The organism is Shimia sp. W99 (assembly GCF_053851455.3).
The window spans coordinates 1,070,107-1,083,770 of record NZ_JBSQBU020000001.1 but is presented as its reverse complement, the minus strand read 5'-3'; the positions used below and the strand labels follow the sequence as shown (position 1 = coordinate 1,083,770).

Below are 13,664 nucleotides of genomic sequence, written 5' to 3'. Positions count from 1 at the left end.
CGGGATCATGAGCGCCGATATTGCCCATCTGAAAACCATCGAGCAGCGCCTGCTGTGGTTGTCGCACTGGATGATCCACCATGCCAACCACGTGCGCCCCAAGGTGGATGGGATCAAGATCGGCGGGCACCAGGCGAGCTCGGCCTCGATGGTGTCGATCATGACGGCGCTTTATTTTCACACGCTTAGACCCGAGGACCGGGTGGCAGTCAAGCCGCATGCCTCGCCCGTGTTCCATGCGATGCAGTATCTCATGGGCCAGCAGACCCGCGAGAAGATGGAGAATTTCCGCGGCTTTGGCGGGGTGCAGAGCTATCCCAGCCGCACCAAGGACATTGATGACGTGGATTTCTCGACCGGGTCGGTGGGGCTGGGCGTGGCGATCACCTCGTTTGCGTCGATCATTCAGGACTATGTTGCCGCCAAGAGCTGGGGCGGGGCGTTGCCGCTGGGCCGGATGGTGGCGTTGGTGGGGGACGCGGAGCTTGACGAGGGCAATATCTACGAGGCCCTGCAGGAGGGCTGGAAAAACGATCTGCGCAATACCTGGTGGGTGATCGACTACAACCGCCAATCGCTGGACGGGATCGTACGCGAGGGGCTGTTCGAACGGATCGAGAAGATCTTTGACGCCTTTGGCTGGGAAGTCGTGCGGGTCAAATATGGCACCATGCAGCGCGCCGCCTTTGAAGAGCCGGGCGGAGACCACCTGCGGGACTGGATCGACGCCTGCCCAAACCAGGAGTATTCGGCCCTGACTTTCATGGGCGGGGCGGTCTGGCGCAAGCGGCTGATGGACGATCTGGGCGACCAGGGGGATGTGAGCGCCCTTCTGGAACGGCGCAGCGACGACGAGCTTGCCGCGTTGATGGAGAACCTTGGCGGCAATTGCGTCGAGACCATGGCCGAGACCTTTGACGCCATCGACCACGACCGCCCGACCTGTTTCCTGGCCTATACCATCAAGGGGTGGGGGACGCCGATCGCGGGCCACAAGGACAATCACGGCGGGCTGATGAACAAGAGCCAGTTCGCCGAATGGCAGGCCCACATGGGCGTGGCCGAAGGCGCAGAATGGGAGCCGATGGCGACCGTCGAGGATGTGGACGGTTTGCGCGGGTTCCTGTCGGAGGTGGCTTTCTTTGCAAAGGGGCCCCGGCGCTTTGTCGACGACAAGCTGGCCGTGCCGGAAATCGGGATCGACGCGGCACGGGAGACCTCGACCCAGATGGCCTTTGGCAAGATCCTTGATGACCTGTCCAAGGGGGACAGTTTGCTGGCCCAGCGGATCGTGACCACGTCGCCGGATGTGACGGGCACCACCAACCTCGGACCCTGGGTGAACCGGCGCAAGCTTTTTGCGCGCACGGCGCAGGCGGACGCGTTTATCGAGAACCGCATTCCATCGACTGCGAAATGGGAGTTTGATCCCGAAGGGCAGCATATCGAGCTTGGGATTGCGGAGATGAACCTGATGCTGCTTTTGGGCGCGGCGGGCTTGTCGCATTCGCTTTTCGGAAAACGGCTGATCCCGATTGGGACGGTCTATGATCCCTTCGTGGCGCGCGGCCTCGATGCGCTGAACTATGCCTGCTATCAGGACGCGCGGTTCATCCTTGTCGGGACACCGTCCGGAGTGACGCTGGCACCCGAGGGCGGTGCACACCAGTCGGTCGGCTCGCCCCTGATCGGGATGAGTCAGGACGGGCTGGCCAGTTTCGAGCCTGCCTTTGCCGACGAGCTTGCGGTGATCATGGCTTGGGCGTTTGACTATGTGCAGCGCGACGGGGAGGGCGATCCGGATGAACGCACGTGGTTGCGGGATGAAACCGGCGGGTCGGTTTACCTGCGCCTGACAACCAACCCAATTGAACAACCGGGCAAGCGTAACGATGCGGTGTTCCGGCAGGGCGCGATCGACGGAGCCTATTGGCTGCGCGAACCCGGTCCGAATTGCGAGGTCGTGATTGCCTATCAGGGCGCAGTTGCGCCCGAGGCCATCAAGGCCGCAGGAATGATCGGTGAAGAGCGCCGCGATATCGGGGTGCTGGCCGTGACGTCGGCAGATCGGCTCAATGCCGGGTGGACAGCTGCCCAGAGGGCACGGTCACGCGGGAACAGGTCCGCGCGGTCTCATATCGAGACGCTCATGGAGCCGCTGCCGCCCCATTGCCGGATCGTCACGGTCATCGACGGGCATCCAGCGACGCTGTCGTGGCTGGGGGGCGTGCAGGGACACCAGACATTGCCGCTCGGGGTCGAGCATTTTGGCCAGACCGGCACCATCAGTGATCTGTATCGGCATCACAGCATTGATGCCGCCGCAATCGTCGAGAAGGTGAACGGGCTGACGGATGGCAAACGCACCCGACTTGGCGGATTCTCGGAAGCGTTGCGGGGTTGAGGCCCGGCCAAGGCAGGGGTTAGCCCACGAGCCCCAGTTCCGCGTCGCTGGCCGTGTGGTCATACTTATTCCGGGGTGGCCAGGGGCGATCCTGCCATGCGGGGGAAAAGGCAAAGCTGGACACGCTTCTTCCCTGTGGCAGCGCCCCGTTTCCAGCGCCGAGTGCGTAGTCATAGTAGAGCTTGACGATTTCCTCTTCGCTGACCTGAACCGTCGCGGGATGATCCAGACAGGCACGGTGCCATTCTCGCACCCGGTCGTATTCCTTGCCCTCGGGAAGCTTGAAGTCTTCGTAGTAGTCAAGGAACCAGAACCGTTTGAACATGGGCGCAAAGACTGCTTCGGCCAGGCCGAAGCATTCAAAGAGCCATGGGCCCTGGGGGGCGTGATAGGCGAGGAAATCGTTGATGTCGCGGTAGAGTGCCAGAAGCTTTTCGTTGTGATCATCGCGGCGGGCGAGGTCCTGGTTCATCACGTAAAGATAGCCGGCCATGGTGAATGGGCCTTCCTTGGCAATCAGCATGGATTCAATCGCATGTTCCGTGGGATCGCTGCGCCGAAGCGCGGGACCTTCGAGAACCTCGTCAAAAAACCGCAGGATGACGAGGCTTTCCTTGAGGATGGTGCCATCCGGTGTTTCGAGCACGGGCAGGGCGGTGGTGCCCCGCGTTTTGGCCAGAAGTTCGGGATCGCGGGGCTTGGTGATGTCGACAACCCGAAAGTCAACGGCGTCTTTCTGGCCACGCAGCGTGAGCAGGATCTCGAGACGCTGGGAAAACGGGCAGACGGGGATGTGATAGACGATGGGTTTGCTGTGCATTGGGGGCTCTCTACCGCTGGGAAAGGCTTGGATGGTGCATTTGTTGACAGCAGGGTACGGGTCCGTCACGGTATTGGGCAAACCGATTTTCTGAATAATAGGTATCGGCAAGGTGAATTTCGCAACTTTTGACCTCAACCTTTTACGCGTGCTCGACGCCCTGTTTCGGGAAGGGTCGACCGTAAAGGCCGGAGAGCGGCTGGCCCTCTCGCAATCGGCGGTGTCCGGGGCGTTGTCGCGGTTGCGCCAAGGGTTGAATGATCCGCTTTTTGTCCGGCAGGGGAACAGGCTTGTGGCAACCGACTATGCCAACGGGCTTCGTGAGCCGGTCCGAGAAGAGCTTGAACGGCTTGAGCAGATGCTCGCGCCGCCCACCGCGTTCGATCCCGCCACGGTCAGCGGTGCCTTCAGGATCGCGGCCAGCGATTTCTTTGCCGATCTTTTGATGCCACGGCTTGGCGACCTGTTGCAGAAACGCGCGCCGGGTATTCGCGCGCAGCTTGTCGACCTGGTGCCGCATGACTATGTCGCCAGTCTTGAACAGCGCAACGCCGACATCGCGCTTATCCCGGATGCTGAAATGCCGGAATGGGTCAACCGGGCGCCGTTGTTTCATTCGCCGTTCAAGGTTATCGCGCGGCGCGCCAATTCGGGTCTCGCGGGGCTGACGCCCGGCGCGGTCATGCCGATGGACGTTTTTTGTGCTTTGCATCACGTGTTGTTTTCGCCGGAGGGCAACCTTGCGGCGATGGGGGATGCCGCACTTGCGCAGGTCGGGAAGAAAAGACAGGTCGCCATGACGGTGCCGGTTTTTTCCGGGGTCTGTCGCGCGGTGAGCGAAAGCGACCTGATTGCGCTGGTGCCTGCGCAGCTCGCCGAAAAGGTGGCCCCGACGTTCGGTTTGCGCGTGTTTGAGCCACCCATGCAGATCGACCCGCCGCTGATCATCGGCATTTGGCACAAACGGTCGGATCGGGCACCGCTTGCCGTCTGGATGCGGGAACAGGTTTTTGATCTCTTGAGGGCGCTGGAGGTTTGACTTCTTTCTAAAATGACATTGTGCATGTCAAGTAGACAAGTATAGTGTCAAATATGAAAAACACAGATCTATACCGACTCGTCTGGATGTCGCGCCCTCTGATGCAGGCTACCGAAGCCTGCGTTGAGGCGGGACTCCGGGAAACGGAACTGACCGTGCGCATGCGTGCGGTGCTTGAAATATTGTGGGAGCATGGCGATTTGACCGTGCCCGACCTTGCCCAGCGGCTCGAAATCAAACGGCAGTATGTGCAGGTGATGGTCAACGAGACGCTGACGTCCGGGTTCACGGAACAGCGCGCCAATCCACGACACAAGAGATCGCCGCTTCTGATGCTGACGGCGCGCGGGCGGGAGGTGATCGAAGAGATCATCTCGCGGGAAATGGCGTTGCTGGACAGGATCGGCGCGGGATTGGACCCCGAGGAGATCGCGACGGCCTTGAAGGTGGTTCTGGCGGTGACGGACAAGATGAAACAAGCTGCGGGGGACGGGAAATGACCTATGTCTATGCAGGGGGTTTGGCCGTTCTGATTGCCGTGGGATGGCTGGGGCTTGGTGTCTGGCGGATCGGGGCGGTCAGTCAAGGCGTGACGGTTGGGGCGCGGGCTGAAACGGCGCTCTTGCTGGTCGATCTGCAAACGGCGTTCTGGGACGACGGCCCCTATGACGACGCGGCCAAGGCGGCGGCGCAGGTGGCGATTTTTCGGGAGATCGACGCGGCCAAGGCGGCTGGGCATCCGGTAGTCGCATTGCGTCAGGAATGGTCGATCCCGTCTACCAAGGTTGTCGCACGCCTGACCATGCAGGGCGCGGCAGTTGAAGGTACGGTAGGGACCGGGTTGGCCGATCCGTTTGTCGGGGTGGCGGATCACGTTCTGGTCAAGCGGGTGCAGGACGGGTTTGAGACCGGCGAACTGGACGCGCTGATGGAACAGCTCGACGTGGGGCGCTTGCGGATTGTGGGGCTGGATTTTTGCTACTGCGTGCAGAAAACCGCGCTTGCCGCGCGCAATCGCGGGTACGAGGTCACGGTGGTGCGGGACGCAACGCTGGCTTCGGGTCCGACGGAGAAGGCCGTGCAGGCGATGACCGGAAACAGGATCGCGCTGAACTGATGCCTTCCGTCAGCTGTTGCCGCTGCCCGAGAAGCGCGCGGCATCGGCGGCGGCGCGGCGGATGGCGTTGGATTTGTGCACAGTTTCCATGTACTCGGCCTCGGGATCGCTGTCATAGACCACGCCGCCTCCGGCCTGGATATAGAGCTTCTGATCCTTCACGATCGCGGTACGCAGGGCGATGCAGATGTCCATGTCGCCACCCGAGCTGAAATAGCCGACGCCGCCGCCGTAGATGCCGCGTTTTTCCGGTTCCAGCTCGTCGATGATCTCCATCGCGCGCACCTTGGGTGCACCCGAGACGGTCCCGGCGGGCATGCCTGCAAAGAAGGCATCAAGCGCGTCCTTGTCCTCGGCCAGTTCACCGACGACGTTGGAGACGATGTGCATCACGTGGCTGTAGCGTTCGATGATGAACTGCTCGGTCGGACGCACGGTGCCAATCTTAGACACGCGGCCCGTGTCGTTGCGCCCGAGATCGAGCAGCATGAGGTGTTCGGCCAGTTCCTTCTTGTCCGCGAGCAGATCCGCTTCGAGCGCGTTGTCCTCTTCGGGCGTGGCGCCACGGGGGCGGGTGCCTGCGATCGGGCGGATGGTGACTTCGTTGCCGAAGACCCGGACAAGAATTTCCGGACTCGCGCCGATCACCTGATAGCCGCCGAAATTGAAATAGAACATGAAGGGTGACGGGTTGGTGCGGCGCAGGGAGCGGTAGAGCGCGAAGGGCGGCTGGCGGAATTCCTGTGTCCAGCGCTGTGCCGGGACAACCTGGAATATATCGCCCGCGCGGATGTAATCCTTGGCCTTCTCCACGGCGGCCATATAGCCTTCCTTGGTGAAATTCGACACCGGGGGTGCGATTTCATGCGCTTCGCCCAGATCGCGCGCGGCCTGCGGCATGGCGCGTTCAAGATCGCGCACCGCGTCCATCACCCGTTCGGCGGCCTGCGCATAGGCGGCCTTGGCCGATTGGCCGTCGCTGACCCATGCGGGGGAGACGACCGTGACCTCGCCTTTGACCCCATCGAGCACGGCCACCACGGAGGGGCGCATCATGCAGGCATCGGGCAGGCCAAGCGGATCAGGGTTGATGTTGGGCAGGTGTTCGACGAGCCGGATCATGTCATAGCCGAGATAGCCGAACAGGCCCGCTGCCGCCTGTGGCAGGTCCTCGGGCAGGTCGATGCGGCTTTCGGCAATCAGGGAGCGCAGGTTGACCAGTGGATCTCCGTCCTGTGCGACGAACCCGTCAGGATCGAAGCGGGCCGCGCGGTTGATCCGGCTTTCGGTCCCGTGACATTGCCAGATCAGGTCCGGCTTCATGCCGATGATCGAATAGCGCCCGCGCACTTCGCCGCCTGTAACCGACTCGAGCATGAAGGCGTCCTTGTGGGCGCCGGTAAGCTTGAGCATCAGCGAGACGGGCGTGTCGAGATCGGCGGCCAGACGGGTGTAGACGACCTGATTTTGCCCGGCGTCATAGGAGGGGGCAAACTCTTCGAAAGACGGGACGAGATCCAAGGGGCGGCCTTTCTCGTTACTGGAGCTGCGAATGCACGGCGTTCAGCGCCTGCTGGTTCAGGTTGACCGGATAGGCAGACTGAAGGCTTTGGGCGTAGGCGTTGAAAATGTCCTGCGCGATGCCGGCCGATACCTGCTGCGTGATGCTGCCTGCGACGGCGGCAATCTCGGGGGCATCGGTGCTGGGCGCGTTGATCGCGTTCAATCGCACGAGGGTCAGGCCCGCGCCGTCCGGCATGGTGCGGATCTCGCCCGGAGCCATGTCGAACACGGTCTGCATGAAGCCTGCGGGCGTGCCGGGGACAAAGGCGCTGCGATCCTGACCGGTTTCCTCAATGGCGTTAAAGCCGAAAGAGGTGAAATCGGTACCTTCTTCGAGGCGTGGCATCAGGGTTTCAACCAGCGCGTTCAGGGCGGTGGCGGTTTCGGCGGCGCGCCATGCGGCGGCCACGTCATCGCGCACATCGTCAAGCGGGGCCGGGTGGGCCTCGGTTTCGCCGTCAAGGCGCAGCGCAAAGATGCCGCCATCTTCCAGCACGTCGATCTGCGGGAAGTCGTCCTTGGTAACTACGCCCACCACAGCGCGGAAAGCTTCATAGCCGGCGATCGGATGTTCCACGGTTTCGTGCCAGTCCAGCGTGCCGGTCTGCATCTCGGTTTCCTTGGCCAGTTCCTCGAGCGTGGCCCCGGCGGCCAGAAGATCGTCGATGTCGCCGATCTGGGCGTCGATCACGCGGCGGGCGCGTTCGGCGGCCAGTTCCTCGCGCAGGTCGGCGCGGGCGTCTTCAAAACTTGTGGACTGCGCGGGCAGGATGCCGTTGGTGCGGAACAGGGCCGGGCCAAGGTCGGACTGCACGGGACCTGCAATGGCACCGGTCGGGACCTCGAACACGGCGGCACCCGCCTGACCAAGCTCGGCCATGGAGACATCGCCCATGTCGATATCCGTCAGCTCAAGGCCACGGCTCTGAACCAGGGCTTCGAACGTGGTCTGACCATTGTCGAGCTGTTTGCGCGCGACTTCGGCGGCTTCCATGTTGGGGAAGACCAGCCGTTCGACAAGGCGGCGCTCGGGGCGGTTGAACTCGTCATTGCGCTCGTCATAAAGCGCGCGCAAGGCCTCTTCGTCCACCTCCACGGAGTCGATGATCATCTCGGGGCTGAGCCACGCATAGGTGATCTGGCGGGTCGCCGGGACCATGAAATCATCGATGTTGGCTTCGTAATAGGCCGAGATCTGGGCTTCGGTCGGTTCGGGGATTTCGCGGGTCAGGTTGTCCTCGGACAGGCGGGTCCAGGTGAAGTCGCGCTGTTCGGCGACATAGCCGATCACCGTGTCGGCGTAGATGGCGGGCATGGCGATGCCGGACACGACAGCTCCCTGAAGAAGCGAGCGCGCGGTTTCTTCGCGCACGCTGTCTTCGAAATCGCTTTCGTTCATGCCAGCCTGGTCGATGGCAAAGGCATAGGCCTCGCGGTCGAAGCCGCCGTCAAGTCCCTGAAAGGCCGGGATCGAAATCAGTTCACGACGCAGGTTTTCATCCCCGATCGAAACTCCGAGACGGGCGTTTTCGGCGTCCATCGCGCGGCGCACGACCAGCTGTCCGAGCACGGCGCGATCAAGGCCGAGCGCCTGTCCCTGCGCAAAAGTCATGGGCTGTCCGGTCTGGGCCTCGATGGCGCGTAGCTCGTCCTGAAGGGCGCGGGCATAGTCGTTGATCGAGATTTCCTTGCCTCCGACATCGCCGATGGTGCGCACGGCGCCCGAGAGGTTGGTCACGCCAAAGCCGCCAAGGCCAAGGATGAGCATGGCCATGAGGATCCAGACCATAGTTTTCGAGGTTTTGCCCTTGGACATGCGCGCCCCCTGCAAGGTGGTGTTTCTATTGGTTGCGCGGATGTCTACGCGGTTGCTGAGAGGGGGGCAAGGGGCAGCTTAGCAGGAGACTTGCGCCAGCCGGTCGAACAGGCTCGAAATGCCCTGTCGATCGACATTGGCAAAGGCGATCCGCAACTGGGACGCGCCCGCCGGATCGTCGGCGGGCATGAACATGGTGCCGGGCAGGCACAGCACGTGATGATCGCGCACCAGCGCCTGTGCAAATTGATCGGACGGCATGTCGAACGGGTGCGAAACATAAGCGAAATAGGCGCCGGCCCCCATCAGCCGCCAGCCTTTTTCAGCAAGTCGGGGCATGTTGTCGGCAATCGCGGCGCGCCGGTCGAGAATCTCGTCGCGCTCGCCCGCAAGCCACTGGCCAAGATTGCGCATGCCCCATAACGCGGCGTGCTGCCCCAACTGGTTGGGGCAGATGGTGACGGTATCAAGAAACTTCTCGACCTGCGCCAGAAGCACCGGATGCGCAACCATGGCCCCCACGCGGTGCCCGGTCAGCCTGTATGCCTTGGAAAAGGAATAGAGTTGGATCAGGGTGCCGCTCCAGTCGGGATCGGCAAAAAGATTATGCGGGGCCCCGGTGCGGGCGTCGAAGTCGCGATAGGTCTCGTCCACGATCAGCTTGAGACCGCGCGCCTGCGCCAGCGTGTAAAAGGCGCGGACAAGGTCCGACGGGTATTCCACGCCGCCCGGGTTGTTTGGCGTGACCAGCACGATCGCTCGCGTGCGCTCGGTGATCAGCGCCGCCGCGCGCTCTGGGTCGGGCAAGAGTGCCGCGTCGGTCGTCAATGGCACCGCCCGCACACCGCTCATGTCGAGCCACATTTTATGATTGAAATACCAAGGGGTTGGCAGGATGACCTCATCGCCTTCACTGCAAAGCGCGGTGATTGCGGCGCAAAAGGCCTGGTTGCACCCCGACGTGATCGCCACCTGCGACGAGGCAATTTCGCCGCCATAGGCATGCGACCACTGCGCCGCCACTTCGGCGCGCAGGTCCGGCAGGCCCAGCACGGGGCCGTAAAGATGCGCGTCGGCCACGTTGAGCGCCGTATCGGCAATATGCTGGCGCAGGCTTTCAGGGGGAGGATCGACCGGTGCGGCCTGGCTGACATTGATCAGCGGTTTGGCGTCCGAGAAAGCCACGCCTTCCAACCAGCGGCGCGCCTCCATCACCGGGGGCGCAAATGTTGTGGCTGTACGGGGCAGGGACATGGGAGCACCTCACTCAAACGACTACGGGCGACCCTAGTGGCCGCCCGCAAAAGGGGCAATTCCCCCTGTCTTCATTTTGCCAAAAATACTCGCGCCGCAGGCGTCCCGCCCGTGTGGCACGCACAACCCTCAGTCGGTGCCGCGATAGGGTTCGACATATTGCAACGCCATGTCCCAAGGGAAGAAAATCCACGTGTCCTGCGAAACCTCGGTGATGAAGGTATCCACCATGGGGCGGCCCTTGGGTTTGGCATAGACGGTGGCAAAATGCGCTTTGGGATAAAGCTTGCGCACCAGCTCGAGGGTTTTGCCCGAATCCACCAGATCGTCGATGATCAGGATGCCAGTGCCGTCGCCCATCATGTCCTTGTCCGGGGCTTTAAGAACGATGGCTTCGCCCTGGCTCTGGTGGTGATAGGATTTCACGCTGACCGTGTCGACAGTGCGGATGTCCAGTTCGCGGCTGACGATCATCGCAGGGGCCATGCCGCCGCGGGTGATGGCAACCACGGCCTTCCATGCACCGTCATCGGGGCCTTGCCCGTCCAGGCGCCAGGCCAAGGCGCGGCTGTCGCGGTGGATCTGGTCCCAGCTGATGTGGAAGCCTTTTTCGTGGGGCAGACGTTCACTCATCTCATTTTCTCCCGGTTGCGACGTCGATGTCGGGGGCATCCACCGCCTTCATGCCGACCACGTGATAGCCCGCATCCACATGCAGGTTTTCGCCCGTGGTGCCGCTACCCAGATCCGACAGCAGGTAGAGGGCTGATTTGCCCACGTCCTCGATGGTCACGTTGCGGCGCAGGGGCGAGTTCAGCTCGTTCCATTTCAGGATATAGCGGAAATCGCCGATTCCCGAGGCAGCCAGCGTCTTGATCGGGCCGGCGGAAATGGCGTTGACGCGGATGCCGTCCTTGCCAAGGTCTTCGGCCAGGTATTTGACCGACGCTTCCAGCGCGGCCTTGGCAACGCCCATGACATTGTAATGTGGCATGACCTGTTCAGCACCATAATAAGTGAGGGTCAGGGCGCTGCCGCCGTCTTTCATGAGTTTCTCTGCGCGCTGCATCACCGCCGTGAAGGAATAGACCGAGACGTCCATCGTCATCAGAAAGTTGTCGCGCGATGTTTCAAGGTAACGGCCACGCAGCTCGTTCTTGTCGGAGAAGCCGATGGCATGCACGATAAAGTCGAGCCTGCCCCATTTCGCTTCGATTTCGGCAAAGGCCGCGTCGATCGAAGCCGGGTCCGAGACATCGCAGTCAATCAGGGTATCCGAGCCGAGCCGCTGGGCCAGAGGTTCGGCGCGTTTCTTGAAAGCGTCCCCCAGATAGGTGAAGGCAAGCTCCGCCCCGGCATCTGCGCAGGCCTGTGCGATGCCCCAGGCAATCGACTTGTCATTGGCCAGTCCCATGATCAGGCCGCGCTTGCCCGCCATCAGTTGATTTGACATCCCGTCCACTCCGTCCCAATTCCTTGTTGGACCCCTTTAGGCGATAGAAACTGTTGCATCAAGGGCAGGAGCGGGCATGAATGGCGCGCAAAACACCTCAGGCGTTGGAGAAAGACATGAGCGACAGAACCGGGATTTTTGCAGGGGACGACCCTTTTGTCATCGCACGCGCCTGGCTGAACGAGGCAGAAAAGAGCGAGGTCAACGATCCGAACGCCATTGCGTTGTCCACGGTCGACAAGGATGGTCTGCCCAATGCGCGCATGGTGCTCTTGAAGGATATCGAGGACGCGGCCTTTGTCTTTTACACCAATTACGGCAGCGCAAAGGCGCAGGAAATCGAGGCGGCGGGCAAGGCGGCCTTCGTGATGCACTGGAAGTCGCTGCGCCGCCAGATCCGGGTGCGCGGCGTGGTCACGCGGGAGGACGGGCCGCAGGCGGATTCGTATTATGCCTCGCGTTCGCTCAAGAGCCGACTCGGGGCCTGGGCCTCGAACCAGTCGCAGCCGCTCGGATCGCGCACAGAACTGATGGCGGAAGTGGCAAAAGTGACAGCCAGGCACGGCCCCAATCCAAAACGTCCGCCGTTTTGGGGTGGCTTTCGGATCACACCGCTGGAAATCGAGTTCTGGGCGGACGGCGCCTTTCGTCTGCATGACCGGTTCCGTTGGCGCCGCGAAACCCCTGAAAATGCGTGGGAAATTCACCGGCTGAACCCCTGACATTCACGTGACGTGAATTGCAAAGCCTTGAAACAAGGTGCGTTTTGACCTTGCAGCGGGCAGGTGAATGCCCCAGAGTCCGCCCCATCATGGGGATGATAAATGACTAAGGTTGAGACTTTGGCGCAAGCAGAAAATGGCGCCACGAGAATCGTTGGTGAGGTTAAGTGGTTCGATCCGGTAAAGGGATTTGGATTCGTCGTGGCCGAAACAGGAGGTCCGGATATTCTGCTGCACGCGAACGTGTTGCGGAACTACGGGCAAAGCTCGGTCGCGGATTCCGCGCGGATCGAAATCTCGGTGCAGGAGACCGAGCGGGGTGTTCAGGCGGTGGAAGTGTTCCGCATCGATCCGCCAATGCACCAGGCCGCCGTGCCTCTGACGGATTTTCAGGAAATGGACGAAGAGGCCATTCGCGCCGCGCCGCTCGAACCGGCGCGGGTGAAGTGGTTCGACAAGGGCAAGGGCTTTGGCTTTGCCAATGTGTTCGGCAAATCCGAGGACATTTTCCTGCACATCGAAGTATTGCGGCGTTCGGGGTTGGCCGATCTGCAACCGGGCGAGGCGCTGGCCTTGCGGGTGATAGACGGCAAGCGCGGTCGTATGGCGACAGAAGTGCTTGCGTGGGAAAACGCGGTTTCGCTGGACGATTGATGCTGCGCCGTACCGTGGTTGGGCTGGTGGCGATGCTGACCCTGTGGTCGGCCTCGCCAGTTTTGGCCGAGGGTGCCTGCACGCCAACATCTCTGGAGATTCGCGGTGATTGGGGGCAGGCGCGCTTCAATGTCGAGGTTGCCGATACCGAACGGGCGCGGGCGATCGGACTGATGCACCGCGAAAGGCTGCCGCGCAGTGCAGGGATGCTGTTCGTCTACGAAGAAACCGGACCGGTATCTTTCTGGATGCGGAACACGCTGATCCCGCTTGATATGTTGTTCGTCGACCAGTTCGGGGTCATCAGCCATATTCACCACGATGCCGTGCCACTGGACGAAACCCCGATTCCGGGGGGCAGGGCGGTACGATACGTGTTGGAGATCAACGGTGGGCTGGCAAAAGCGCTGGGGATTTCGGTGGGGAGTGAATTGCGCCACCCGGCCATGATACAGAACTTCGCGAAATGGCCATGTTGAGGCGTGCCGCCTTTGACTCGAGGCATGGGGAAGGTGGGGCAGGCTGAAACCTCGCGCTGTTTTCCGCGGAGCGCTTTTTAGGCTTTTCAATCCGGCGCGGCTTGGCTAAACAGCGCCACGGTCCGGGGCGTAGCGCAGTCTGGTAGCGCACCTGTTTTGGGTACAGGGGGTCGCAAGTTCGAATCTTGCCGTCCCGACCAGTTCATTCACATCATGAAAAACATCCGACGCGGCGCGCGAATCGCCCGCTTCGTAGGCAGTGATTGTGACGAAAACATCTCTGTGACATATATGTTGTGTGACACGCGCAGTTGTCCCCAGATGTTGTGGGTATCTAGGGCCG

At 61.8% G+C, this 13,664-nt stretch carries 13 protein-coding genes and 1 tRNA gene; 8 read left to right on the top strand and 6 right to left on the bottom strand.

The genetic code is table 11. The features are described from left to right. Window positions 1-7 precede the first annotated feature (7 nt). A complete protein-coding gene (locus ACS3QZ_RS05230) occupies window positions 8-2,404 on the top strand; it encodes a thiamine pyrophosphate-binding protein (RefSeq protein ID WP_456036880.1) in 2,397 nt (798 codons plus the stop codon). 19 nt (window positions 2,405-2,423) lie between these two features. Here the strand turns inward: ACS3QZ_RS05230 and ACS3QZ_RS05225 are convergent, their stop codons facing one another. Further along, complete coding sequence (locus tag ACS3QZ_RS05225) at window positions 2,424-3,224, bottom strand: glutathione S-transferase family protein (protein WP_456036879.1); 801 nt, start codon at window positions 3,222-3,224, stop codon at window positions 2,424-2,426. A gap of 112 nt (window positions 3,225-3,336) precedes the next feature. On the opposite strand from ACS3QZ_RS05225, the gene ACS3QZ_RS05220 reads away from it, so the two are divergent. The 3 genes from ACS3QZ_RS05220 to ACS3QZ_RS05210 are packed head-to-tail and all read left to right on the top strand — an operon-like array spanning window position 3,337 to window position 5,380. Beyond that, entirely contained in the window at window positions 3,337-4,263 is a 927-nt protein-coding gene (locus tag ACS3QZ_RS05220) for a LysR family transcriptional regulator (protein WP_456036878.1), read from the top strand. A gap of 53 nt (window positions 4,264-4,316) precedes the next feature. Continuing rightward, window positions 4,317-4,763: a MarR family winged helix-turn-helix transcriptional regulator gene (locus ACS3QZ_RS05215; RefSeq protein WP_456036877.1), complete on the top strand. Its 447-nt coding sequence runs from the start codon at window positions 4,317-4,319 to the stop codon at window positions 4,761-4,763. After that, the gene (locus tag ACS3QZ_RS05210) at window positions 4,760-5,380 is read left to right on the top strand and encodes a cysteine hydrolase family protein (RefSeq protein WP_456036876.1); all 621 of its coding nucleotides are present in this window, start codon (window positions 4,760-4,762) and stop codon (window positions 5,378-5,380) included. Before ACS3QZ_RS05215 ends, ACS3QZ_RS05210 begins: the two co-directional genes overlap by 4 nt. A 9-nt stretch (window positions 5,381-5,389) precedes the next feature. Here ACS3QZ_RS05210 and trpE read toward each other — a convergent pair whose 3' ends face one another. From trpE to fabI, 5 genes are all read right to left on the bottom strand, one after another. Continuing rightward, window positions 5,390-6,901, bottom strand: coding sequence for an anthranilate synthase component I (gene trpE, locus ACS3QZ_RS05205; RefSeq protein WP_456036875.1), 1,512 nt, complete (start codon window positions 6,899-6,901; stop codon window positions 5,390-5,392). Window positions 6,902-6,917: 16 nt separating this feature from the next. Beyond that, window positions 6,918-8,759 carry a peptidyl-prolyl cis-trans isomerase gene (locus ACS3QZ_RS05200; RefSeq protein WP_456036874.1) on the bottom strand — a complete coding sequence of 614 codons (1,842 nt, stop codon included), beginning with the start codon at window positions 8,757-8,759 and terminating at the stop codon, window positions 6,918-6,920. A gap of 78 nt (window positions 8,760-8,837) precedes the next feature. Continuing rightward, on the bottom strand, window positions 8,838-10,013 hold the full coding sequence (locus tag ACS3QZ_RS05195) for an aminotransferase (RefSeq protein WP_456036873.1): 1,176 nt from the start codon (window positions 10,011-10,013) through the stop codon (window positions 8,838-8,840). Between the two features lie 129 nt (window positions 10,014-10,142). Continuing rightward, window positions 10,143-10,646, bottom strand: coding sequence for a xanthine phosphoribosyltransferase (gpt, locus tag ACS3QZ_RS05190; RefSeq protein WP_093094335.1), 504 nt, complete (start codon window positions 10,644-10,646; stop codon window positions 10,143-10,145). 1 nt (window position 10,647) lies between these two features. Beyond that, window positions 10,648-11,466, bottom strand: a complete 819-nt coding sequence (gene fabI, locus ACS3QZ_RS05185) for an enoyl-ACP reductase FabI (protein ID WP_456036872.1) — start codon at window positions 11,464-11,466, stop codon at window positions 10,648-10,650. Window positions 11,467-11,582: 116 nt separating this feature from the next. Between fabI and pdxH the strand changes: the two genes are divergently transcribed. The 4 genes from pdxH to ACS3QZ_RS05165 all read left to right on the top strand — a co-directional run bounded on the left by pdxH (window position 11,583) and on the right by ACS3QZ_RS05165 (window position 13,521). Then, on the top strand, window positions 11,583-12,188 hold the full coding sequence (pdxH, locus tag ACS3QZ_RS05180) for a pyridoxamine 5'-phosphate oxidase (RefSeq protein WP_456036871.1): 606 nt from the start codon (window positions 11,583-11,585) through the stop codon (window positions 12,186-12,188). 102 nt (window positions 12,189-12,290) lie between these two features. Beyond that, the gene (locus tag ACS3QZ_RS05175) at window positions 12,291-12,842 is read left to right on the top strand and encodes a cold-shock protein (RefSeq protein WP_456036870.1); all 552 of its coding nucleotides are present in this window, start codon (window positions 12,291-12,293) and stop codon (window positions 12,840-12,842) included. Then, window positions 12,842-13,321 (top strand): DUF192 domain-containing protein, encoded by a 480-nt coding sequence (locus ACS3QZ_RS05170; RefSeq protein ID WP_456036869.1) that lies wholly within the window; start codon window positions 12,842-12,844, stop codon window positions 13,319-13,321. The genes ACS3QZ_RS05175 and ACS3QZ_RS05170 overlap by 1 nt, the downstream gene beginning before the upstream one ends. A 123-nt stretch (window positions 13,322-13,444) precedes the next feature. Beyond that, window positions 13,445-13,521: transfer RNA gene (locus ACS3QZ_RS05165), tRNA-Pro, on the top strand. Window positions 13,522-13,664: the final 143 nt, after the last annotated feature.